This is a genomic window from uncultured Paraglaciecola sp. (genome assembly GCF_963977085.1).
Classification (GTDB): domain Bacteria; phylum Pseudomonadota; class Gammaproteobacteria; order Enterobacterales; family Alteromonadaceae; genus Paraglaciecola.
On record NZ_CAXBNC010000016.1, the window covers coordinates 12,955 to 38,113 of the forward strand.

The 25,159-nt window shown below is 42.9% G+C and carries 18 protein-coding genes; 10 read left to right on the forward strand and 8 right to left on the reverse strand.

Features of this window, described 5'->3' with window-relative positions:
• The first annotated feature begins 64 nt into the window (after positions 1 to 64).
• The 3 genes from AAC000_RS16670 to AAC000_RS16680 all read left to right on the forward strand — a co-directional run bounded on the left by AAC000_RS16670 (position 65) and on the right by AAC000_RS16680 (position 3,949).
• Positions 65 to 859, forward strand: coding sequence for a DUF2145 domain-containing protein (locus AAC000_RS16670; RefSeq protein ID WP_339724215.1), 795 nt, complete (start codon positions 65 to 67; stop codon positions 857 to 859).
• Between the two features lie 676 nt (positions 860 to 1,535).
• Entirely contained in the window at positions 1,536 to 2,750 is a 1,215-nt protein-coding gene (locus tag AAC000_RS16675) for an acyl-CoA dehydrogenase family protein (RefSeq protein WP_339724216.1), read from the forward strand.
• A gap of 341 nt (positions 2,751 to 3,091) precedes the next feature.
• On the forward strand, positions 3,092 to 3,949 hold the full coding sequence (locus tag AAC000_RS16680) for a hypothetical protein (RefSeq protein WP_339724217.1): 858 nt from the start codon (positions 3,092 to 3,094) through the stop codon (positions 3,947 to 3,949).
• A gap of 201 nt (positions 3,950 to 4,150) precedes the next feature.
• Here the strand turns inward: AAC000_RS16680 and AAC000_RS16685 are convergent, their stop codons facing one another.
• The 5 genes from AAC000_RS16685 to AAC000_RS16705 form a co-directional block, all read right to left on the reverse strand.
• The gene (locus AAC000_RS16685) at positions 4,151 to 4,960 is read right to left on the reverse strand and encodes an enoyl-CoA hydratase/isomerase family protein (protein WP_339724218.1); all 810 of its coding nucleotides are present in this window, start codon (positions 4,958 to 4,960) and stop codon (positions 4,151 to 4,153) included.
• A gap of 127 nt (positions 4,961 to 5,087) precedes the next feature.
• Positions 5,088 to 6,248, reverse strand: coding sequence for an SRPBCC family protein (locus tag AAC000_RS16690; protein ID WP_339724219.1), 1,161 nt, complete (start codon positions 6,246 to 6,248; stop codon positions 5,088 to 5,090).
• 57 nt (positions 6,249 to 6,305) lie between these two features.
• On the reverse strand, positions 6,306 to 7,946 hold the full coding sequence (locus AAC000_RS16695) for an acyl-CoA dehydrogenase family protein (protein WP_339724220.1): 1,641 nt from the start codon (positions 7,944 to 7,946) through the stop codon (positions 6,306 to 6,308).
• Positions 7,947 to 8,019: 73 nt separating this feature from the next.
• On the reverse strand, positions 8,020 to 9,123 hold the full coding sequence (locus AAC000_RS16700; protein WP_339724221.1) for an alpha/beta hydrolase fold domain-containing protein: 1,104 nt from the start codon (positions 9,121 to 9,123) through the stop codon (positions 8,020 to 8,022).
• Complete coding sequence (locus AAC000_RS16705) at positions 9,120 to 11,354, reverse strand: TonB-dependent receptor (RefSeq protein WP_339724222.1); 2,235 nt, start codon at positions 11,352 to 11,354, stop codon at positions 9,120 to 9,122. Before AAC000_RS16705 ends, AAC000_RS16700 begins: the two co-directional genes overlap by 4 nt.
• A 410-nt stretch (positions 11,355 to 11,764) precedes the next feature.
• Between AAC000_RS16705 and AAC000_RS16710 the strand changes: the two genes are divergently transcribed.
• Together AAC000_RS16710 and yiaA are read left to right on the forward strand one after the other, a co-directional pair.
• Entirely contained in the window at positions 11,765 to 12,130 is a 366-nt protein-coding gene (locus AAC000_RS16710) for an EthD domain-containing protein (protein ID WP_339724223.1), read from the forward strand.
• A 387-nt stretch (positions 12,131 to 12,517) separates the two neighbouring features.
• The gene (yiaA, locus tag AAC000_RS16715) at positions 12,518 to 12,961 is read left to right on the forward strand and encodes an inner membrane protein YiaA (protein ID WP_339724225.1); all 444 of its coding nucleotides are present in this window, start codon (positions 12,518 to 12,520) and stop codon (positions 12,959 to 12,961) included.
• Between the two features lie 83 nt (positions 12,962 to 13,044).
• On the opposite strand, the gene AAC000_RS16720 is transcribed toward yiaA, so the two are convergent.
• Positions 13,045 to 14,688, reverse strand: a complete 1,644-nt coding sequence (locus AAC000_RS16720; protein WP_339724227.1) for a carboxylesterase family protein — start codon at positions 14,686 to 14,688, stop codon at positions 13,045 to 13,047.
• Positions 14,689 to 15,136: 448 nt separating this feature from the next.
• Here AAC000_RS16720 and AAC000_RS16725 point away from each other — a divergent pair, with 448 nt between their 5' ends.
• Both AAC000_RS16725 and AAC000_RS16730 read left to right on the forward strand, forming a co-directional pair.
• Positions 15,137 to 15,637 carry a Rab family GTPase gene (locus AAC000_RS16725; protein ID WP_339724229.1) on the forward strand — a complete coding sequence of 167 codons (501 nt, stop codon included), beginning with the start codon at positions 15,137 to 15,139 and terminating at the stop codon, positions 15,635 to 15,637.
• Positions 15,638 to 15,643: 6 nt separating this feature from the next.
• Entirely contained in the window at positions 15,644 to 16,687 is a 1,044-nt protein-coding gene (locus AAC000_RS16730) for an HD domain-containing phosphohydrolase (protein ID WP_339724231.1), read from the forward strand.
• A gap of 204 nt (positions 16,688 to 16,891) precedes the next feature.
• Here the strand turns inward: AAC000_RS16730 and AAC000_RS16735 are convergent, their stop codons facing one another.
• Positions 16,892 to 17,896 carry a LacI family DNA-binding transcriptional regulator gene (locus AAC000_RS16735; protein WP_339724232.1) on the reverse strand — a complete coding sequence of 335 codons (1,005 nt, stop codon included), beginning with the start codon at positions 17,894 to 17,896 and terminating at the stop codon, positions 16,892 to 16,894.
• Positions 17,897 to 18,057: 161 nt separating this feature from the next.
• Here AAC000_RS16735 and AAC000_RS16740 point away from each other — a divergent pair, with 161 nt between their 5' ends.
• The 3 genes from AAC000_RS16740 to AAC000_RS16750 all read left to right on the forward strand — a co-directional run bounded on the left by AAC000_RS16740 (position 18,058) and on the right by AAC000_RS16750 (position 20,643).
• Positions 18,058 to 19,104 carry a UDP-glucose--hexose-1-phosphate uridylyltransferase gene (locus tag AAC000_RS16740; protein ID WP_339724234.1) on the forward strand — a complete coding sequence of 349 codons (1,047 nt, stop codon included), beginning with the start codon at positions 18,058 to 18,060 and terminating at the stop codon, positions 19,102 to 19,104.
• A gap of 5 nt (positions 19,105 to 19,109) precedes the next feature.
• Complete coding sequence (gene galK, locus AAC000_RS16745) at positions 19,110 to 20,273, forward strand: galactokinase (protein ID WP_339724236.1); 1,164 nt, start codon at positions 19,110 to 19,112, stop codon at positions 20,271 to 20,273.
• Between the two features lie 100 nt (positions 20,274 to 20,373).
• On the forward strand, positions 20,374 to 20,643 hold the full coding sequence (locus tag AAC000_RS16750) for a peptidoglycan-binding domain-containing protein (RefSeq protein ID WP_339724238.1): 270 nt from the start codon (positions 20,374 to 20,376) through the stop codon (positions 20,641 to 20,643).
• Here the strand turns inward: AAC000_RS16750 and AAC000_RS16755 are convergent.
• Positions 20,617 to 24,828: an alpha-1,6-glucosidase domain-containing protein gene (locus AAC000_RS16755; protein WP_339724240.1), complete on the reverse strand. Its 4,212-nt coding sequence runs from the start codon at positions 24,826 to 24,828 to the stop codon at positions 20,617 to 20,619. The two genes, AAC000_RS16750 and AAC000_RS16755, sit on opposite strands and share 27 nt — an antisense overlap.
• Positions 24,829 to 25,159 lie beyond the last annotated feature (331 nt).

The window sequence follows — 25,159 nt, forward strand, 5'->3', positions numbered from 1 at the left end:
AAGTATTCAAACAATTCTGCCAATATAGATTGGCAGCCTTTCACTGTTACAGGAGCATTACCCTATGAAAACTAAGCTTATCTTTACCTTGTTAGCATTACTTTGTGCCCCAAGCTGGGCGGGTAGCGAGACAAACAAACAATCCACACTCGAACCCGAAAAAATTGTAAAATTTGCCAAAGATGTGGAGAAATATGCCGCAGCAAAAGGCGCAAGAGCCTTTATCATTGCTCGTGTTGGCAGGCCTGAAAAAGAGTTACCTAAAGGTATTCACTATACCCACACCGCTATTGCAGTCTATTCAGATATTCAACTCAAAAATGGTGAAACTGCTCAGGGTTATGCGATCCACAACCTATATCAGCGAGCTGGCAAGCCAAATAGGAGCCAGCTTGTACAAGACTATCCCGTGGACTTTTTCTGGGGGGCACACACCTTAAAAGCGGGGATTATTATTCCCAGTGAAGAAATCCAAACGCGACTAATTGAATTAATCACCAGTGGTAAAAATGCTGAGTTGCATAACCCCAAATACTCTGTGATTGCTAACCCAATGAATAGCCAATTACAAAATTGCACTGAACATACACTGGACATGCTCAATGCCGCTATTTATCAATCAACTGACATCGAAAAACTCAAAGCCAATACCCGCGCCTATTATACTGCTCAGCGAGTCAGAACCAGTCGTTTTAAGTTGCTGTTTGGCGCTATGTTAATGGATGAGGTCACCACGAAAGACCACCCAGGAAAAATTGCCACGGCCACCTTCGGCTCTATTCACACTTATCTAGACCAATATCAATTAGCCCAACATGGCGTGACTTTTTATGCCGATGGCAAAACAAACATGCTTTAATCTAAAGGTTCGCCTTTATAAACCTTTTTTTGAGATAACGGCAAAAAATAGCAGGCTAGTTTAATTTTAGAGCGATCGCATCAATACGGTTTTAATTACGAGGGTTTATAACAACTATCTGGCGTGCACCAGACACCCTATCTTCATTAATCAATAATTTAAGACAAGCCATAATAACCTCTACTTCATCTGTATTGACTAAAAGTAAAGTGCTACCCGTTGGCTAAGACTTCTAATAGTAAGCTTGGCAAAATCCCTGTTCAGCATTTGATTAGAGTGACAAATGCTGCTTTTTTAGAACAGCTGTAAATACGCTGCACCTGAATGAACAATCCCCCTCCTCCTTATTGCGTCTCTTTAAACAATTTTTAGCAGGCTATATAGCGTTAAGGCTATAAATAGAAAATCTCAAATAGCACTTATTCGGCGTTAAATCACTCGCCAAACATTACAGATATAGATATTAATTTTAAATAATGTAATAATTAATTTGAATTGACTCAAACTTGGCAGGCGCACCTCGAATCGTCTCATTGATTGACACTCCCTATTTACAGTGTCGCAGTGATTCAGGCCTCATTGAGTGCTGCGAATTTAGGTACCCGTCATTTTGATCAATAATTTTTCGGCTTAATTAACGTTCATGCACAAAATAAAATTACAGTAGGAGAACAGAATGGGGATCCATCAGGATAAAAAAGTGCAAGAGTTGAATGCACGTCTTGAACAGTTTATGCGGGAGCATATTTATCCACGTGAACAAGAATGGGATAATTTTACATTCGATCAAAATAATCGTGGGAAAGTGCCTGAATGGTTCGATGGCCTGCGTGACAAAGCAAAGGCAGAGGGTCTGTGGAATCTCTTCTTACCTGAAGAATATGTGCCGTGGAGCTCCGGGCTGAACAATGTTCAAATTGCTACCTTGTTCGAGACGATGAGTCGAGTAAGCTGGGCTCAACCGGTCTTTAATTGCAGTGCCCCAGATCGGGGCAATATGGAAGTATTGGCAAAGTACGGTACACAAGAGCAACAAAATCAATGGTTAGAGCCATTACTTGCAGGCGATATTCGATCTTCATTCGCAATGACTGAGCCTCAAGTTGCGTCATCCGATGCAACTAATATGGAACTGGAGATAAAACGAGATGGAGAGGAATATGTGCTCAATGGTCGCAAATGGTGGACCTCTGGAGCGGTGGATCCTCGCTGTAAAATAATGTTGGTTATGGGTAAGTCGAATCCAGAGGCACAGAAACATCGTCAGCATTCCACTGTTTTGGTGCCCCGCAATACGCCAGGAATAACACTGGTAAGAGAGCTGCGCGTATTTGGTAGCAGCCACTCACCAGGTGGAGACGCCGAGCTCTTGTTTGAAGATGTGCGAATTCCCGTTAGTAATATTCTTAAAGGGGAAGGCTGTGGTTTTGAAATAGCCCAAGGCCGACTCGGCCCAGGACGCTTTCAATACGCCATGACTTTTGTAGGGTTAGCCCAGCGCTGCCTAGAATTGATGTGTGCAAGAGCAGAACAACGGGTTGCCTTTGGCGAAAAATTAAGCGCGAAGACCAGCGTTCAACATGAAATAGCGCGCAGCCGCTGCGATATTGAGCAATGCCGTCTATTGACGCTAAAAGCAGCGGAAATTATGGACAATGAAGGTCTCAAGGCCGCAATGCCCTACATCTCAATGGTAAAAATTGTTGCACCAAATATGTGTCAAGCTGTAGCAGATCGCGCTATGCAAATATTTGGTGGAGCGGGCGTATGCCAAGACACCATCATCCCCACTGTTTTTACCGCAGCCAGATATTGTCGCATAGCAGATGGACCTGACGAAGTTCACATGTCGCAGCTCGCTAAACTGACGATTCGGTCATTCGTCGAATAGTTCGGTTAACACTTAGGCTGGCAAACCGGAGCGCAAAGGTTCATTGTCCATGTGATAAAAACATGGGCAGTGTCAACCTTGACGCTGCAGTACTATAGGGAAGTAGACAAAAAAGTATGCCTAGATTAAAATTGCTCTTGTATTTTGTATTACAATGGCACAAAACCATTTAACAAAATTGAGTCTCGTGAAATTGGGAGGAATCTAAGAGTTGTTGGCTTGAGTGATCACTCAAGCCTGATGAAAATCTGGGCTTATCAGGCCAGTAACCGCCATGCGACATCCAATTAAACTACAGAGAAAGCCTGAATGACAAAGCCCAATTCTAACCGGAGCAACCCATGAAGTTGAGAGAAATAACGGCAAAAAACCTATTGTTAGATCTCTTAAGGTCAACTAAATCCACTGCCTGGCCGGTGAAAAAACTTATTCACGTAGCTTGTATGTTCAATATAAGTGAAAACTCTGTAAGAGTTACCCTCTCTCGGCTTGCCTCACGAGGCTTTATTGAAGCGGATGAGAGAGGTTTCTATCAGATTACGACAGCGTATAATCCCGTTCGCAACTGGATTGATGACTGGAGCAAAGGCGAAGACAGAATTAAGGAGTGGAATCAACGATGGTTATGCATTCATCCTCCACTAAAAATAAGGAAAACAGATTGGCAAAGTTTAATCGAAACAGGACTCAGGTTAGGTTTTAAAGTAGTAGAAGATCGAATGTTGGTGCGTCCAGACAACCTCGCGTTATCGCGCGAAAGCATCAGTGAGCTAGTGGAGGCAATGTCTGGCGTAACTGATCTCATCTATTCATCCCCGAAAGAACTTTACTCGGATGACTTAGCGCTTAATTTAGCACTGCTTTGGAACCGCTCGGCTTTGGAACAAGGGTATCGCCGTGGAGTAAAACGGCTTAAAAGCTCTATGCGACGACAGAAAAACCTTAAAAGCCTAGAAGCGCTTAGGGAATCTATACTGGTAGGAGGGGAAGCGATACGCATATTGGCTCTTGATCCACTGCTGCCAGACAGCATGATCAACAAGAGTTTGCGCATCGAACTGGATACTACAACAAAAGAGTACAATGCACTGTATCAGCAGCCATGGGAACTGTTTCTTGGCACTGGGTCTATAGAAAATTTACCGCAAATTATGGACCTTGATGCATTTGGAGCATTGCCTTCAGGCTCGCAACAATAACATGGAGTCTAAGGTACGCAGCGATTTCTACAGACAGTACTATCTCCAACACCGCTGTTAAAAGCCGGTCTTGGTTAAAACTGAAAAGGCACTAGAGACAGATCGCTCTTCAAAGTATCTTCTCGACATGTAGCATGTGAATCGCCCACCACTATGTCATTATTATACAAATGTTAGGGCCATGTTGGCCTTTGTTTGAACTTAACCTTCCTGAGTGCCTCGTTTACGATTTTGTGTATAGTTACGAACCTCAGCTTGATGCTCCTCTTCGGTAAAAGCCCATTGTTGTAGATCGGCGTCGGCCCATCCCAAATTCATGCCTGATTTGCTTTTGCCTATGGCTGATGTCATTGATCGGGTTAAAGCAAGGGGTCCTGCCGGAATATTCAATAACTCTTCGATAAGCGCTTGCGTACTGTCTTTTAGCAAATCGAGGTCAACTAACCTTTGCGCCCAGGCTCTTAGGTAGAGTTCGTCTGCTTGCACTTCTCTGGCCGTCATAACCCAGTCTCTTGTTACTGGTAAACCGACCTCTCTAGCCAATAAAGGTGTGCCGTTCCATACATTTGGAATACCAAGGCTAAGCTCAGGGATACGAAATTTCACATCTTTGGCAATAATTCTAAAATCACAAGCCGTTGCTAACAAAGCACCGCCACCAATAACATGGCCTTGCATGCTGGCAATAGTCACTTGAGGAATACGATCAAGTTGTTCAAGCAAATGTTGCCAAGTGGCCGTTCTATTTCGCCTTGTTGACCAGTCACCTTCCACTTTGGGGTAAGAGGTGGTTTTAAGATCTGCACCAGAACAAAACGAATTCCCTTCGCCAGTAATGACTAACAAACGAATATCCGGTCGTTCCATCAGTTCATTTAGGAGTTGAGAAAATGTGCGGCGCATACTGTCATTGAGTGCATTCAGCTGCTTTGGTCTTGCGAGAGTGACTCTCACAATATTAGTTTCAAATGTAATCTTTAAACCGTTATTTTCGCTGGTGTTTATTGTCATTGTTTAGTCTCACAATAGGTAGTTTGGTTTGAATGAAAGCATGCCGAAAAGTTAATTGGCAAGGTGACAAAAATTTGTGATCGTGCGTCAAGCACTGTCCCTACTCTATTAGATGAACGCGCTAATCCTATGAGCACGATAAGTGATCCGTGAGACTTTTATGAAAATTCACAATCGCTTTTTCAAAATGCCCGAAAGTAAGGTGCTGATTTGCATTGCTTCCCAGAGTGCCTTGAATGCTACAAGCCGCTTCACGATCTTCATCAAAACCCGCCGATTTGACAAAAACAGCGTCTCGCTTTGCCTCTTCCACATCAATTGCCAAGCCATCTGAGCTTTTGTTTGTCATTCGGTAAATCAACATTTTGGTTCGTGATGGGCTAAGCGGTTCAAAGATGGTCATGGTTGTATGCTTGGACAGAATGGAAATATTAACATTTGGAAAAAGCTGGTACACCGAGGTTACCATACCATCTAGACGTCGTTCATCTGGCGCAATATCGCGAAGTTTTTCAATACGCCTAAAGGGGAAAATGACCCGAGAATTGCAACCAAAGTTCTCCACTATAGTGATATTGTCAAGCCCATACGGATAGAAGCTTTGCTTGTGGAGAGACTTGATGTGATATCCCTCCATGGTGGTTTCGGCGAGTAACTTCCAGTTTGCCTTATCGGTATAATCACTTTGATCAAAAAACTGTTGTTCAGATGTAAAAAAGTCGGGCACATTTTCAAGCATTGAAGAGTCGATAGGGCCTCCTTGATTAACATAGACCAGCCCGCCTTTTTCTAAAACATCTACTTCAACCAGCCCGTTTTCCTGCAACTCAACCCCTGGGAAGCCAGCGTGCCCGGGAATTTTCCTAAGTTTCCCATCAAGTCCATAAGTCCAAGCATGGTATGGGCAGACGAAGGCACGCGCGCACCCACTATCTTTGGCAACTGGCATTCCACGATGTCGGCAGCCGTTAATAAACGCCCGAATTTGTCCATCATAACCCCTAACGACCAAAAGCGGTGTGCCCGCCGCATTTCTCGCTAAGTAGCAGCCGTTCTCTGGCAGCATAGCAGAAGGACAAAATGGAATGGGCAAACCCCGTAAAAGTGCGATTTCGGAGTCGAAACGATCTTTAGACAAATAGCTTGCCACAGGCTCTGTCCAGACCGTATCCCCTAGATCAGTGGTTTTATTGTCTATATGGGTAAAAACACGCTCTATAACTTGCTGATCGCTCAGTAGTGAAATCCTTCCTTGACAGGAGGCATCAAGCCTTTTGAGTTTGCACATATCAATCCTAGCTCCTTGAGAGTATTTGTCATGCTTAAGCCTAAGAACAATCTACGTCTAGCTATAGGGCATAGCCCTATCAATAATATCAGTCATTCTTATATTACTGGGTAAAGAACCAAGCGTACCAGTGTATTGAGAACCCAGTCGCGAACAACAAAATGCATCGGAAACATAACCAGGGGCGTGGCGAATCAATAGCGATGCCTGAATCGCAATTGATAACTTTTGTGCAAATACACGGGCAACGACTGGAGAAGGAATATTTTTCTGACAAGCCTCCAGCTCAATAATGAGTGCATCCAATTGTGCTGTATGACCTTTTGCCAATTTTATTTCATTTAACAATGCCGTATATGATTCAGGATCTGTGCGCATTGCTCGCAAAACATCTAGGCAAATAACATTGCCTGATCCCTCCCAAATACTATTGAGCGGAGCCTGCCTATAAAGCCGCGCCATTGCGTGATCTTCGGTATAGCCGTTGCCACCAAAAACTTCCATCGCCTCAGCAATTACATTGGTCGCCCGCTTGCTACTCCAATATTTATTAAGTGCCACCCCAATGCGCGTTAATGCCCCGTTACCGACGCCTCTTTTTTCTTCATCCATGTCGCGTGCCAAACGCATAGACAGAACTGTGGCCGCCTCAGTCTCAATCGCGAGATCCGCTAGCACATTTTCCATCAAGGGCATTGATATTAGTGATTTTCCGAACACCTGGCGCTGACGGGCATAATGTAATGCTTGGCTTGTGGCGTGATGCATCATCGCACCAGAAGCCAATCCCGCATCCGCTCGTGAATGACTGATCATACGAAACATCACGTTCAGGCCCTTGCCCTCTTGCCCCATTATTTGTGCCGACGCATTTACCAGTTCAACTTCACTTGAGGCGTTGGCCTTATCTCCTACCTTATTTTTAAGCTTGCGAATAAAGATACTGTTTCTTGTACCATCAGGCCGAAACCTTGGCATCAAAAAGCAGGTTATGCCCTTTTCAGTCTTTGCCAGAACAATCGACGCATCAACTTGAGGGGCTGAAAAAAACCATTTCAAGCCACTCAATAAATACTCGCCTGGGGCGTCACTTTTTATCGCCACAGTTTGCAGATTGCGCAAATCTGTTCCCGCGATCTGTTCCGTCAACGACATGCCTATCATCGCACTCGTTTTTTCTGAGATAGGCACACTGCGTGGATCATAATCGCTAGAGGTGACTAATGGCCGCCATTTTTCTCCAAGGGCGTCATCAACTTGCAAAGCCGGTAGACTATGGTGGGTCATGCCTATAGGGCAAAGAATCGATTGGTCCGTTTCATTCAAGAGATAAAACATACCGGCACGAACAACACTCGACCCGGCAGAAGGATCGTTCCAGTCCAAACAGTGAGCTTGTGACTTAAATCCCATAGCCATCAAGTTATGCCATGATTGATCGAAAACCACTTCATCAATACGACTCCCCCGTACATCGTATTGCACTAACTGAGGAGGAGTTTGGTGGGATTGACGCACCCATTCCTGCGCTTCCCACGAACCTGTTTTTTCTCCCAGATAAATTAGCCTATCCTCGCTTTGATTCGGTGCTTCACGCGAAATTGCCTCCCTCAGTGCTAAGTGACCTGTATAGGTATTGTAATTGGTCAGCGGTTCAGGTTGATTACTTGCGACCGAATTATCCATTGGTGTACTCATAGTGTTGTCCTCAACTGTCTCGTATGTGCTCTGTCGATAGTGGAAAATATTGATTGGTTATCCGTCGTAACTACTAAACGAGAGATCGGGTAAATTTGGTAATATCGCCCACTGTAGCCGCATACACATCTGGCATCACCGCTGGCGATACGCAATCACTCCCATGGCAAGTACCCTTGACCGTGCGAGTGACAGAAGAGACACCTGCGGCCAAAAGCTTGTGATGATACGCGAGACCTTCGTCTCGCAAGGGATCAAGCTCGTTTACGGAAATGGTATGTGGTGGCAACCCGTCCAATACATCGAGTTTCGCGTGATAAGGCCAGGCAAGCGGGTTTTCATGGTTTTCCCCCTCTGGGTCGTAGGCTTTAGCAAGAGCGCCCATCATCGAGAGGTTAATGGTGTAACCGTCATTTTCTCGCATAGAGACCAAATCGGAAGGCGGATTAGCATACATCCCAGAGATGTAAGGACACATGGCGTAGACCCCGGAAATTTCCGAAAGCCAACCTTCTTTTTTCGCCTTCAGCGCCACAGCCAAACTGAGATTTCCGCCACCCGATTCTCCGGAAACAACAATATGAGAAACACCCAATTCCTTCTTGTTTGCATGTACCCAGCGAATTGCACTGGCACAGTCGTTGAGCCCTGCGGGATAGGGATGATTGCCAAGTGCGCCGCCGCCGTTGCGGAACTCGACGCCAATAACCACCATATCGTTGACTGAAAGCTCATCGCGCCAGCGTACATAATTCACATCCGCCGCCTTTAAAAATACCATGCCACCACCGTGCAGATGTACAACACAGGGAAGGTCTTTTTCGACCTTTGATGGGCGATGGATGTAAAGAGCAATCTCATTGCCATCGACACCTGTAATAATCTCAGTGGACCGAACATTACCAAGATCCGGCAGACCATGATGCAGCGGTGTATATAATGCTTCGTAACCTATCTCCACCTCTTTGAAATAGGCAAGACAGTCCTGGTACGTCGACTCAGCTGTAACTGGAGCGGGTTCAGGCTGCACGTCCATACCGAACGCTGCTAGCACTTCAATTAGGCGAGGCTCGGCACGAGGGTCGTTACGCAGCTGTAAATCAGGATTGCCTAAGCGCCCTGGAAGATTCGAATTGGGTTGCGAATCACTTACTATAACTTTGATATCTTGTTTCATTTTGCCCACCAGTAAGTTAGCTCCACACCCACTTGGCGAGGAGCGCCCCAGCTACCCATCCGCCCACCATTGGCAGACGAACCCACAAGCCCCACAACGTAGTCTTCATTCGTGAGATTCTTGGCAAACAGGCGGCCACCCCATAGTGAATCGTCGCTTTCCCAGACAGCATTGAGGTTTACCACTGCATAGGCTTCCTGAGAGTCGTCTTTGTCATTAAATTCGCGGAAGTAAGTTCTAGAACGATAAGCTACATCACCCCGTAAAGTTAGCGAACCACCAACAGAAAGTGCGGTATTATAAGCCAAGCCAAAGTTTACACTGGTTTTTGGAGAGCCATTTAAGCGATTCCCCTTCAACTGCTGCGCGCCCAACTGAGGCTGCATACCATCGGTATTGATAAAGTCACCATACTCTGTATCAAGCAAGGTAACAGAACCGTTGAGGTGCCAACTTTGACTTAAAGCGGTAGACATCTCGAACTCGGCTCCTGTCACCTCAGCATCGCCTGCGTTAACCGTAGCGCTGGCTAAACCAATAATCTGAGCGACTTGAAAATCAGTGTAGTCATAGTAAAAAAGTGCAGCACTTAGGCTCGATCGACCACCCGCAAAACTGCCTTTGTAGCCTATTTCAAAAGCATCGACAAATTCGGGGTTATAGGGTTCGCTGCACTCAGATGGAACGACACCACCGGCTTTATAACCTTCGGAGTAATTCGCATAAATGTTACTGTTATCTGATGTGTCATGTTGAACGGATGCTCTATAAGTTGTTGCTGACCAGTCGAGATTTTCCTGCTGATCACAAGCCACGCCTACGCTGAGTTTATCGGGTACATAAATGAAAATTTCACTGGTATGCGCGTCAACTAGTTCATCCTCTGTACGACGAACACCGCCACTGATTCTGGTTTTATCTGTAATATTCCAAGTAGCATCCACGAATACAGCAGTGGAAGTAGAATCGTAAGTAGGCCGTATATTTTCCAATACTGCTGGCGCTGGAAAACCTAAAACCGGTTGCGGGAAGCCAAAGTATGAATTGCGCTGGTTTTCGTCGTCGGCATAGAAAAGCCCTACAAGCCAGTCAACAGACTCAGCGTTACCGCTGAGGTTAAATTCTTGAGAAAGAGACTGTGTTTCATCGTATTCATCTGCTAAGAAGATGGACAAATCGGTCGAATCCCGATCGTCAACTTTGCCGTTTTGAAACTCCTGGTAGGACGTGATTGAACGCAGGGTAGCGAAGGACAAATCCCAATCGGCGGTGAGTCCGTATAGATCAAATGTACGAGTTGCGTCACCATCAAAGTCAGTATTGACCTTCCAGGGCTCAGTCGTGACCTGCGCATCGGCCAGCTGTGGCACACCGCCTTGAAATGCAATTATTTCACGATTGTCGGTTATCCAAGCATAATGATCCAAGCGCCCGTCTATCTCACTGCGTGCATACATAAGATCAACACTGAGGGAATCCGTCAGTTCAGAAACCAGCCTAATACGGAAATTAGTGAAACTGCCCTCCATAAGATCGCCGCCTCCAGCAGTTTGATTTTCAACCCAGCCCTCGCCTATGTTCCTATAGTTAGCGGCAATCCTAATTGCGGTGGTATCAGTAATTGGTCCGCTGTATACACCTTCCACTGACATTTCATCGAAGTCTGCGTAACCCAACTTTAAGTAACTTTCAGGTTCTGATGTTGGCGCAGCGGATACGAAGTTAACCGCCCCGCCGTTGGAGTTTCGGCCATAGAGAGTGCCTTGTGGACCACGTAGCACTTCAATACGTTCGATATCAAGTTGAGAGAGTTGCGCCGATGTTGCCTTGGCTTGATATATGCCGTCAAGACTGACTGCAACGCCCGGCTCTCCATTAAATTCGCCGATCCCACGAATCGATATATTTTGTGAGCCCAGAAAGCCGCCAAAATGTAAACTCGGCACGATAAACTGAAGATCACTCATTTCAGCTATGCCTTTGTCCTTCAGGTCCTGCCCGCCAATGGACGAAATTGAAGCTGGCACATCGCCAATGGATTGCGAGCGCTTTAAGGCAGTAACAACCACCACTTCTATACCATCTGCACTGGTTTTATCTACTTCGTCTACAGCGGCAGAGACTCCTGAAGAGATATTGACCCCGACAATTGTCACGCCTACTCTCCTGAAAAATGAATTTGACTGGCTACTTTTCACATTATTATCCTTTTCTAGGGTTTGTATGTTCACTCATCAACACCAAATAATAATTACACATATAAATATTAATATCTATATATGTAATATACAGAATAATATATTACTCAACTCCTTCTCTCTTAACACTGTATTTTTCCAGCCAAAATAAAAGAGTACAAACCAGGTAGAAACTCCTAAACCCTTAGTACAAAAGCCTTTACCCGCCAAAAAATGAAGAGTAGACAATCAAGATTAATCAAGACATAAGCAACGATTTACGATAATGACAAACAGTAGAAAAGATAAACTTTAATTACTCAATATATAATATTGCTATAATATGTAATATTATTAGTGAGGCGATGCGACAAGCGAAATGACTAATTTCGGCTTTGATTCTCCCTAATTACAGCACTAGTGCATAAGTGAAACAGCAGCAATAATTTATAAAGGATTCAAATATGATTAAAATGGTAATGTGCATCAATAAACATCCAAACCTCTCTAGCGAAGCGTTTAAAGATTATTGGTTGAATACTCATGGCCCACACTTTTTAAAGGTAGCTAAAGATTATAGAGCTAAAAAATACGTACAAAGTCATACTATCGATACTCAATTAAATACCAAAATGCGTAATATTAGAGGTATGTCTAATGGATATGATGGCATAGCAGAAATTTGGTGGGAGTCAGAAGATGACTATCTTCAAGGGTTAAATTCTCCAATGATGAAAAAGCATAGAATGGAATTTCTTGCAGACGAAAAAAAGTTTGTGGATTTGGAAAGTTCGACATTATTTTTTACAGAAGAACACGAGTTAATTTAGTGTTGAACCAACCTCAAATAGATTTTGAGTTTCAATGGTTATAAAACTAAGAAAATCATCACCTCTATTTATTTTTGATAGAAAAAGTGGATTGCTACTCTTTCTTTACCACTATGAACATCAAACATCTTTTGGGGTTACGGTTGATCGTGAATTAAATAACGATGAAGAATATATTGATGCCGCAAACGTTGAATAAAGGCAACACAAAACGTCATTTTCCATAAAATGAAAATATTACCCTCGCCCTAACCTAAGGTATATAATTAATATACCTTTCGTAGCAATAACCGCTACAAATCGCACCATGGTTTATTTTTAATTAGCTAATGTTTATTGTAGCGTCAGTTCAACGACTTAACCAAATGACCGAAAAGGAAAACGATTATGAATACTCAAGCCCCCACCAAGTCTTACACTTTAGCTTCTATTGCCGCGTTAATCATTGGTGCAGGTGCCTATGGATTAGGCCTATTCAATGCTGAAATGGCGCTAAATGAAAAAGGCTATTATTTATGTATTATTTTATACGGTTTATTCTCTATGGTGTCATTACAAAAAACCATTCGTGATAAAGCAGAGGGTATCGCCACATCGAAGATTTATCACAGCATATCTTGGGCATCAGCAGGCATATCTATTGCCCTGTTAGCCATAGGGTTGTTCAATGCCGAGTTATTATTGAGTGAAAAAGGCTTTTACGCCATGGCTTATGTATTAAGTATATTTGCCGCAGTCACTGTGCAAAAAAATGTACGTGATAAACAAGCCTTTGAATCACAGGATACAAGCACATGTGAATCACCCCAAGACGAGATGATTACTGAGTAACAAAAATAGAAGGTAATAGAGAGTCCTGCTCTCTATTACCTCAGTTCTTTGAATTATTTTAAAAAGGACACTACTTTATTTGCTCAAAGCTCAAAGCCGTTAATTTTAGCCATTAATTCATAACGTTTTCGCAGTAATGACATCGCCTCTTCGCTAATATTTTTATCAATTACAATACGTTTATTGTCTGCAAATTTAGGCCAAGTGGGTAATTCAGCCCTATTGGGATTGCCCGTCTTGATAAAAGCAATAAAATACCGTTGAAAATTATCAGAAATGGCGTAGTCGTCTGCAGTCCACGCAAACACTTTATTACTTGCCAAGTTACCCATTACATATTCAATTTCTGCTGAATGCACCGCACCACGGCTGCTAGGCTTGATGGGCGTATCTTTGGTTTTCTCGACTAATCCCCCTGCTAATGCAGGCTCCATGTCATCAAAATCCGAGGTCATAGGTGGTCTTGGGTGAGTATACAAATAATAAAACACATCCTTGCCGCTATGACGTTGCACATACTCTGCCCATACCCAAGTGCTGTAACTTAAAAAGCGATCACTGGCTAAGTCTTGAGCAGCATCCATAACCGATTGAATATCGCTGGCTGGATACAAGGCTAAAACCTGCTGAAAATGCTCTGGGTATAGTTGTTTTACTGCGTTGTGGTAATTTTCAAGCGTAGCGGCTTTGTCTCCTAAAATTTGCTTAAAGCTGCCCTCTTCTGAGTTTACACCAGCTAACATAGGCACTTTAGCCATATGCCCTTGTTGCAATAAGGTAAGAGGAGCGACTGGGAAAAAATGATTGTCGATATTCGGTCTATACCAAATAAGGTTTTGTTTTGACGTTCTTTCAAGTAATTCGGTGCCACTCAGTTTTCGTAACTCAGCAATGGAGTTTATGCCTAACTTAGATAAAACCTCTACTCCGTTTTGTTCAGCCGACTTTAATGATTTAGTGGATAGATTACTCCCTACAACAGAGCCACTTTCACCAATCACGCCGGCAATCAACTCTTTACTTAGCGGCGAAATCATCAAGGCACTGACTGACATTGAGCCTGCAGACTCACCAGCTATGATAATGCGCTGTGGATCGCCGCCAAAACTAGCAATGTTATTTTTCACCCATAGTAATGCCGCAACCTGATCTAAAAACGCATAATTACCAGAGCCCCTATAACTCGACTCAGCACTGAGTTCTGGATGAGCCAGAAATCCAAAAATGCCCAAACGATAATTAACAGTCACAGTCACAATACCATTTTGCGCCATGCTGGTGCCGTCGTAACGAGGCTCTGAACCGTCACCGGCAATAAAGCCTCCACCATGAAAATACACCAATACTGGTTGTGGGGTTTCAGGAGCTAAATTAGCGCTCCAAATATTCAGGTATAAACTGTCTTCACTGGTGCTAGGTGACCGAAAATTCATGTCCCCAAATATAGGCAGTTGTATGGGCCGAGAGGCAAATTCTTTAGTTGACTTCACACCTTGCCAAGGATCCATTGCCACTGGTGGTTTCCAGCGTAAATCTCCTACTGGCGGCTTGGCAAAAGGTACCCCCTTAAACTGATATACCTGAGTACTTTGCTCATAAAGGCCTGCGATCTTGCCTTTATCTGTGTCGATTTGCAGATTAAGTGCAGCCCCATTTACGCTAAAACACAGCATCGCCATCAATCCAAGGTTTAAATTTAACCAATTGATTATTCTAATTTTAATCATCACTATCAATTCAAATTAATAAGGGAAATAAAGTCTACTCCAATACAAGCAGACATACATAGTTACTCATGCTATTAGCAGATTATTACGACTTGTAAGACTTCCTAAACATAGCCGCTAATATAGATTGAGCATTTAAAGGAAGCACACTCCTTAGCCTTTGGGTATTTTTTTAAAAAGCAGAGTATGAGAAATTATAATTATCTTCTTGCGATTGTGTTTTATAGTCGCGGCTAGACATTAACATGAAGCCTTCACACTTTTAACTAATTGACAAAATCACCGATATCCGAAACTATTTTACTAAAAAGTTAATCTAAAGGTAAAAAATTTCCTAGAGAGAAGCCAAGAAAAATCATACTATGGCAACTGACTGTTAGGATAAACGATCCATTTGAAAACACTGACTAATTTGAAATCTAAGTGGTTTCTTGAGGAATAAAATACAGTGATACAAAAAAAGATTTGCTTACTGGGGGCCTTTGCCGTCGGAAAAACCAGTTTGATAAAACGCTTTGTTGAAAGTATTTTTAGCGATAAATATCTAACAACTATAGGTGTGAAAATCAATAAAAAGGCCTTGTCGATCTCAAATCAGGATATCAATTTAATGATATGGGATCTCGAAGGTGAAGACGACTACACAGAAATCAATACCAATTACTTACGGGGCGCGGCCGGTTATATCCTGGTGGCAGATGGTACTAGGGAAAAAACATTGGATATTGCATTATCCATTCATCAATTAGCCCAAAATGTACTTGGAAATATACCTGCGGTACTGGCCATAAATAAAGCTGATATCGAGGACCAATGGCTCATTACCCCAGAATCGATTGACAACATAGACAAAAATCTTACGATTATAAAAACCAGTGCCAAGTCAGGAGACAATGTTGAAGCGTTATTTTCTACCTTGTCACGGAAGATGTTAGGAATCGAGGAATAAACATTCATGTCAGCTGGAATTCTGGAAAAACTCTATGCAGATCTTAATTTTGCTGTATTTGCGACAACTAACAACGAGCTATTCAGCTGTATAACTGATCCACCCATTTGGCTTAAACATTTTTACCCCAGCATCAACAAGGGCAGCCAACTTACACAAGAAGAATTGCCTGCTTTTCTACAACATTTTATCTTCGATGCGCAAGACCACTGGCAACGCAAACAGCAAGGTCACTTGAACTCAGGGCTATGGGTCGAAGAGGGGCCAGATGACGCCGATTGGCATTTAGAAGCAACAGCCATATTAGTAGACAACAACAAACTACTATTGCTTAGCTTTAACGACAAAGATCACCACTCTATCCAAGAAAAACAACAACTGATGCGCGAGAACCTGCTAACCCAGGAAAAATTGGAATTAGAAGTACACCGCAGAACCCAACAAATCCGTGATAGAGAAGAAGAAATCGCTATTAGATTAATCTCCGCCGCAGTTAAAAGGGATGAAGAAACGGGTGCACACATCCGCAGAATCGGTTTATATTCGGCTGAGATGGCGATGGAACTCGGCTGGCCTTTATCTCAAATAGAAGACATAAAACTCGCTGCCCCCATGCATGACATTGGAAAGATTGGTATTCCTGACAATATATTACAAAAACCAGGTCGCTTGACGGAAGCCGAATTCGAAATAATGAAAGATCACTCGCGAATTGGTGGTGAAATGTTAGCGGGAAGTGGGATCCCTATGCTCGATATCGCATCCAGTATTGCTTACTATCATCATGAAAAATGGGATGGTTCCGGCTATCCCGAGGGTTTAAAAGGTGAAGAAATTCCAGAAGCCGCAAGAATAGTGGCTATCGTTGATGTATACGATGCACTGGTGCACAAAAGAGTATATAAAAAAGCCATTCCAGAAGCTGAAGCGCTAACCATAATGGAGGACATGACTCAAAACCATCTTGATCCCAAATTGTTTAGGGTCTTCCTTTCCATACTCGACAGGATCAGAAAAATTAAACAACAAAATCAAGATGAGGATCTCTAAATAAGCACAAAGGCATTAAAAGTGTTAAAAGCTGAGTATCTAAATAAAAAACTATCTCAATGCTAAAGTCGATTAACTCAAACTTAATGTTCATAAGAGAAAATTAACTTCCTTAATTTGTATTACCCTACTCCTCCTTAACAACCTTTATTCCAACTACTTGGTTTTGCGAGATCCACTTTGGATGGAATAATGTGTGTTAGCTTATTTTAAATAGCGAGAAGTGGATTCTCGTTTAATCAGTTGCGGTATAAATTTTAGCTTATCTGATGACATTGTTGGTTCTTGATGAATGCGTAATGCTAGTTGCGCTGCATTTTGCGCCATAAGGTCGATGGGATATTGAAGTGTGGTGAGTTTAGGTCTGGAATAACGCGCCAGTAAAACATCATCAAAACCAATAATTGACACATCATTAGGTACAGAATATCCATTGTCTTCTAGTGTTGAAATAGCACCTATGGCCATGGCATCGTTATAAACAAAAATTGCACTAAAAGCTTGACCTGAAGCCAGTAATTTTTGCGTGGCGATTTCACCTCCTTGTAGGGTCGGTTCTGCCCGCACCAGTCTTTGACTGTCTAGGGTGATATTCGCTTTACCTAACTCTTCGACAAAACCACGCAAACGTAACTTGGGATCTTCAATGTCATAACTACTGGTAATACAGGCAAGTTGCTGGTGCTTTAAAGACAACAAGTGCCTAGCGGCAATTTTGCCACCTTCTTGGTTGTCCAACCATACACATTTGTCTTCAATTTCAGCAATATAGCGATCAATTAAAACAAAATGTGGGTGTGCATTAAACAATTCTATGAGTTCTTCATCCCCTATCATTTTGCTATGAATAACGATGGTTTCGCAGCGCCTTTCAAGCAATAAATTGATAGCCTCTCGCTCAGATTCAGCACTTAATTTACCTGTACTGATAAGCATCTGCATATTTAATTGCCTAGATATCTTGTCGATACCGTTAGCAAGTGTAGCAAAAAAGGGGTCGGCAACATCGGGGATCACTACACCAATAGTGGTGCTTTTTTGGGTCACTAAAGCTCGAGCATTAGCATTAGGTCTATACCCCATTTCTTTGATTAGTTTATTAATTTTTGCACGTAGAACTGGGCCTACTTTAGGGCCATTATTGACCACTCTTGAAACAGTGGCATGAGACACACCAGCAGCCTTAGCAATGTCTTTTAAGGTTGTCATGTTTAACGTTTACCCATCTTAGGGAATACTCTACAGATACTGTACACGCTATATTACAACTTGTTAAAAATCAATATTAGTCACATTTCAAAAATTCTTGGCATTAAAAAGGGAAAACGTGTACCCTTAAGTTAATATAAAGTTAATAAGGCTAAATTGTTATGTATTTTGATCCTACAGACCATTCCCATCGTCGTCGTAATCCACTTACCGGTGATTGGGTTTTGGTTTCACCCCATCGTGCTAAACGCCCTTGGCAGGGGCAAGTAGAAAAACCCCAAGTGAATCAAAATGATGCCCATGATGCAGATTGTTATTTGTGTTCTGGGAATACACGGATCAATGGTGAAGTGAATCCTGATTACACTGGTACCTTTGTGTTTACTAATGATTTTGCTGCCTTAATGCAAGACACTCCCGAATCAGAGCTGAGCAATGATGACTTATTTACTCTTGAAGCTGCTCGCGGAACCAGTCGCGTTATTTGTTTTTCAGAGGCACATAACCTGACCTTGCCTGAACTACCTGTCAGTGCCATTGCAGGGATCATCGACACTTGGCAACAACAAGTCGCAGAATTATCAAAAGACTATGTTTGGGTGCAAGTATTTGAAAATAAAGGGGCCGCTATGGGTTGCTCCAACCCTCACCCACATGGGCAAATTTGGGCCAATGACTTCATTCCTAATGAGGTGGCAAAAGCCGAGTTAAATCAAAAACGTTATTTCGATAAACATCAAAGCTCATTGTTATTAGACTACGCCCACAAAGAATCTGCCGACGGCAGTCGTACTGTGGTAGAAACTGAACATTGGTTGGCAGTAGTGCCCTATTGGGCCGCTTGGCCTTTTGAAACACTATTAATGCCCAAATTCAAATGTGCTCGTTTAGTGGATCTCAGCAAAGAACAAAGCGCAGACTTAGCGATAGCGATTAAAGAATTAACTAGCCGTTATGACAACTTGTTTCAGTGTTCATTCCCCTACTCTATGGGTTGGCATTGGGCACCGAATAACCTAACTGACACCGATCATTGGCAAGTACACGCACATTTTTATCCGCCACTGTTACGGTCTTCTTCAGTGCGTAAATTTATGGTGGGTTATGAAATGATGGCAGAGCCACAACGTGATTTAACACCCGAACAAGCCGCAGAAAAACTGCAGCAAGTCAGTCACATGCATTACAACGAAACTTTAGGAAACTAGACATCATGGCTAAGGAATTAGAATCAAGAATTAAGACACTCGATGCAGTTTTCACTGACAGTTTTGGTGAAGCACCTAGCCGCCACTTTCAAGCACCGGGCCGCGTCAACCTTATAGGTGAACATACAGACTACAATGATGGTTTTGTTTTACCCTGTGCCATTGATTATCAAACTTTGGTGGCAGTTTCTCCTCGCGAAGATCAAATAGTGCGCGTGGTAGCCCTTGACTACGAAAACCAGCAAGATGAATTTAGCCTAACAAGTGCTATTCAGTCCCACCCATCACAACAGTGGAGTAATTATGTGCGAGGTGTCATTAAGCACCTACAACTACAAGGTATGACAATTGGCGGGGCTGATCTAGCCATTACTGGTAACGTGCCTCAAGGTGCTGGCTTAAGTTCATCGGCGTCCTTAGAAGTGGTGATAGGTGAAACCTTTAGACAGTTGTATCAATTACCTATGAGTAAATCTGAGGTTGCCTTAAATGGTCAAGCGGCAGAGAATCAATTTGTAGGTTGCAACTGCGGTATTATGGATCAGATGGTCAGTGCCTGCGGTGCCCAACATCATGCATTATTATTGGATTGTCGCTCACTAGATACGCAACTAATTTCCATGCCAGAATCACTGTCGGTGATGATCATCAACTCTAACGTTAAGCGTGGTTTAGTCGACAGTGAATACAATACTCGCCGTTTGCAGTGTGAAGAAGCGGCGCAGGTTTTAGGTATAAAAGCCCTGCGCGATATTAGTTTAACTGACTTAGAGCGTCAAAAAGCGCAATTATCAGAACTAGTTTATCGCCGCGCTCACCATGTGGTATCTGACAGTGAACGCACCTTATTGGCGGCCGATGCATTACGTAATAATGACATCAGTACCCTATCTCGTTTAATGGCTGAGTCACATCAATCCATGCGAGATGACTTTGAAATTACTGTTGCACCCATAGATTTTATCGTCGAATTACTGTCGTCCTACTTAGGTGAAAATGGTGGTGTCAGGATGACTGGCGGCGGTTTTGGAGGTTGCGTAGTTGCCGTGATGCCCCATAACTTGGTAGATGGCGCAAAACAACTGCTTGCACAGCAATACCAGACCCAAACCGGTATTAAAGAAGATATTTATATCTGTAAAGCCAGCAACGGTGCCGGTGAACTGTAATCTAATACCAATCCGTATAATTAGCTGGTGGTGAATAAGGTGCCATCAGCTAAAATCAACTTCCCTACCTAATTTTGACACTTACCAAATATTACGAATATTGAGGCATTTAAATCAACAAGTTGTCAAATATCAAATTGAAATGGTCAATCCCGCAGAGATCCGCTTTATCCAATCTGCCCTAAATCAAATTCTAGGCACCCAACACTCTGTAGATAGAATTTGGGGTAGCAATAGCCGAAAGCAGGTTAAGGCATTTCAGACGCAACAAGGGTTGCAAGTAGATGGTAAAAATTGGGAAAAACACCAGAATGCAAATCAAGCGCGTACTGGCTTCCTTAAATTAAGGCAAACATTGCTGAATATTTAAAGAGCCAACATTGCTACCTTTACTAGGATTAGATTCGTTTAAGGTTAATAAAAAGCTATAGGTTCCTGTCGTTAAGCTGATTTGATTATTGGTTTCCCCTGCATCATTGAAGGCAACGGGATAACTGATCCCCACAGTTAAATTTTCAGAGATTATGTTGCCATCTTCAGTTTGTGCCCATAATTGTGTAGTCCAACTGCCATCGTCGGAGGCTAATTTAAACTGAAAATCACCGCTAAATTCGGCTACCGCTTGATAGGTATTATTACCCTTGTAATGCAAACGGTAAGTTTCATCAGGGCCCCATCCCGAATGACTGCCACGTACGTAGAGTTGTCCGCCACCAGTAATGTTAAAGGGAATGTCTTGTGCTGAATCCTCTAGGGCTGAACAGTTAACAGTTGGGGATACACTATCGATAGTCAACACAGGCGTATCTTGGGAGGCATCTAGTTGAAAATTATAGTTACCTTGAGCACTGACAGTAAAACTGATATTGCCGTCAGCATCTGCACTTGCAGTGACTGAGTTAGAATTAATTAACACATCGCTAAAACCTAAATTAACCAAAGCATAATCATCAGACGCAATTTTTAAGTTTTGCGTACCTGAGTCTAATAGGTAATCAAGGTTATAGACGCCATTGCCAACATAAGAAAAACTATCTGCTGTAGTTAAACCATCATCACCAAAATTATTCATAGAACCACGCAGGTAAACAGTGGTGTCTCCAAATGGCGCAACATCAGCTTGATTGACAGTCACATCTGCCGCTAGACCCGTACCTTGGGTCCCAACTTGCGGTTTAACAAACACAGCAGTGGTAAGCGCTGGCACAGTAAAGGTTCCGCTATTTGCGCCTTCAACAAAACTGGCAGTTTGTACCACACTATCTGCAGAGCTTTGTTGTACGCTGTGCAGCTCAAAACCACTAGCCGTTAGTATGTTATGTGACTGCTCGCTAGAGGTACCATTTATCACCACCACTATTGCATCGACATTACCATCCAAGTCTTCTAAGCCAGCACCGTCATCAAGGCTCATCACAATCAAACCTTGAGTTTGACTCACCCCTGTATTGTGAAAACCTAGACGGTCAATCACATCTTGGGTTTCAGTCAGTCTAAACAATTTGCTTGATTGGCGAATAGCTACAATTTCATTAAATACCGCTGCAGAAAGTGCTATGTGGCTCATACTAACCTGGGTGTCAATATTGGACGCCAAATTGCCAATAGTATTCCACTGTCCTTGGTTGTCTTGGGCCAGTGGTAAACCAATGTTCCAGTTATTGGAGGTTTTAGTGAAATCAACCCAATTGTACCAATCGCCCGCATCGTAGGTATTGCGATCCATGGATTTTGAACGGATCAAGTCGCCGCCCAGTTGAAAGAAAGGTATGCCTTGGCTAATAAAGGGAATAGTACCAGCGATATTTTGCGCCCGTACTCTGTCGTCAACAGACAGGTCACTGGACAACCCATATTGCAGCTGATCCCATAAGGTTTCGTTATCGTGTTTCGACACATAATTAATAATGTCTGCAGGATCTTTCCCATAAGCCGGTTTAGCCGAATAGGCACTGCCTAATTTCACATTACCACTTTTATCTTGCATGGAATAATCGGCTAAGGTGCCCGCTAACCCCAAGCGTATAATGTCCTGATCGTCCAGACTGCCCGAATCACTAAACAAAGAGGCGCTACGAATAATATCTCGTGGACGGTCGTTGAAGGTACCGACTTCGCTACCCGCCATATTGTTTTGATTGGCTTGGGTATAACCATTGTTGTTACGGGTCCAACCTTCTCCGTAAAAATAGTTATCTGAGTCTAAAGCTTGCACGGCGTCTCTAGCGTTGAGAATAGAATCGGTAGAGTTGTTACTCATGATATCGAAACGAAATGCGTCAAACTTGTAAGCCTGTGTCCACAGCGCAAGGGAGTCCACCATGAGTTTGTCCATCATTTGGTGTTCAGGCGCGGTATCTTCACAGCAAGTATCCTGCAACACGTTGCCAGTGGTGAGGTTTCTTCTGTGATAATAACCGGGCACCACTTTGTCTAATACCGAGTTATCAAACACCCCAGATGAACTTGTGTGGTTATACACCACGTCTAGCGACACCCGTAAGCCCATTTCATGCAAGCTTTGGATCATGGCGCGCATTTCTAGAATTCTTGCAGTTCCGTCTGGGTCAGAGGCATAACTGCCTTCTGGTGTGGAATAATGTTTAGGATCGTATCCCCAGTTAAAACTATCTAAACCGCCCATGGCATTTGCTAGGGCTTGCGCATCTGAGGTACTAGGATCATAACTTTCGAATACTGATAATAAGGTCGCGGTGCCATCCTCAACGCCACAAACAGGTGCGCTACTATTAAGTGCACATAAGTCCGCGACTGTATCTGTAATATTCACTCTATTACTTAAGTCTTCACCTATAGTGGCAATATCATTCGCCGGTAACAATTGAAAGTGGGTTAAACCGGCATCGGCAAGAGATTTAAGATGACTAACGGGCAAAGAGTCTTGTTCGGTAAAAGCTAAATATTTACCGCGGTTGGCAGCACTTGTGCTTTCGTCTCTGATACTAAAATCGCGGATATGCCCTTCGTAAATAACCGCATCTTCTGGATCAACAATACTTGGGGAAACATGGGTATCCCAATTCTGTGGTTTTAGATTGTCATCGTCTAAATTCACAAACTGCGAATAACTGCCGTTTGTAGACAGAGAGACTGAATACGGGTCGGTACTTTCTATGGTCTCAAAACGTTGATTAATATGATGGTAAACCGTCAGCTCAAATCGATAATATTGTCTATCCACACTGCTATCTAAGTCAATTGACCAAATTCCGGTGTTATTATCTAGGGTCATTGACTGGCTGGATTGCAAGGTTTTATTCACATCATAAATATTAATTTTGACTTGTTGGGCTGTTGGCGCCCAAACGTTAGATTGAATTGAGTTTGCAGAATAATTCAGCCCTAACAAGGCTTCATTTGCATCGTCAGATCCTGCCGTATAAATGGCATCTAATACACGAGGTGTTTGTACGTAAGTCGCCGCTATAACTGCATCACTACTATCATAAGCAATGGCCAATAATTTACCGGTCAGCATTTGTTTCACATCAACTGTTGGAGACGTGTCTGCTGTATAGGCATCTAGGTTCTGATACCTTGGCAAACCAAGGCTAGTTGCCGGATGAGTGCCAGAGGATTGCGGTGTAAATTCAATAAAATTGTTGCCCGTAATCCCAGTTTCTCCGTCGAAACCTAAGTCATCTATTGCAGAGCTGTAAATACGAATTTTCGCCACGGCACTGCCATTTACGTCCCAAAATACTGTTTGAGTGTCTACCCAGTGAGCCGCTGTGTCGGCAATTAGAACTCCGGAAGGAAATAACAAGGCTTCAGCATATAGTTCAGCTATGCCTGATAAGGCCCATATCATTCTATTGCCAGTTAAATCGGCTTGATGATCGGCATCACCAATATCCTTTTCATCGCCTTTATGCACAATAAAATTAGCACATTCACTGTGGTCAGCTTTTAAAGGTAAAACCCAATAAGCGCCGTAGTTTGAATCCACCCCACTTTGTGCTTGTCCTACTGTCCATTCAGTGCCGCCATCAGATGCAAAATCCGCATAGGCGTCACAGCTCTGGTTATTCCATAGATGTAAAACCCAATTTTGATAATTTCCATCTGGGCGATTATAAAAGATGACTAATTCATTATCACTCGCCATCACAATAGGTTGCGGTAAGCCACTATTGCCATTTTCTAAAGTTAAGGAAAGACTCTGACTTGTAGAGGTATGACTTGGATCGGTGACAGTTAGATTAGCTTCAACCACGCCAGCAAGGGTATAACTCACAACTGTTGAGTTAGTTGTTATACAATCTGATATTGAGACATCTTGTAGTCCATTTCCAAGACTTAATACACAAGACAAAGCATCACTGTCAGGGTCGGAGACAGTCCACGAAAACGTCACTTCGAGAGGATTTGCAGCACTATTATCGTTTGAAAAACGACTTATAGTAGGCGCGTTATTTTCTGATACTGGAGCAGGATTAGTACTGCCACTGTTACCCCCTCCACTACCACAACTCGCCAAAAACATTGCCATGATTGTAAAAGGTAATTGCAGTAACGTTTTGGATTGGCTCATTTAACCCTGCTTTTAGTAGTTGTTTTTTAGCTTTTATTAGTGTTCATATGCTAAGGGTTTAGCGAGATGTATAACAGCGCTTACATACGTATTCAGCAGCTTAAAAAGCTAAAAGACCAAAGGGCTTGATTGCAACATGTTTGTTAAACCAGGGGCTGTGCCCCTGTGCGTTTCTGACCACAGAGAGGTGGCGAATTAGGAATAGGCTGCTTGCTCATAAATTTACAAATAGTATCTTTAAGTGCCAAAACCAAAGACCTGAACAAAGTAAATAGCCACTGGAAACAAAAGTACCAGCGGCAAAAGCAGTTTTAAATAATTGCTCAGATTA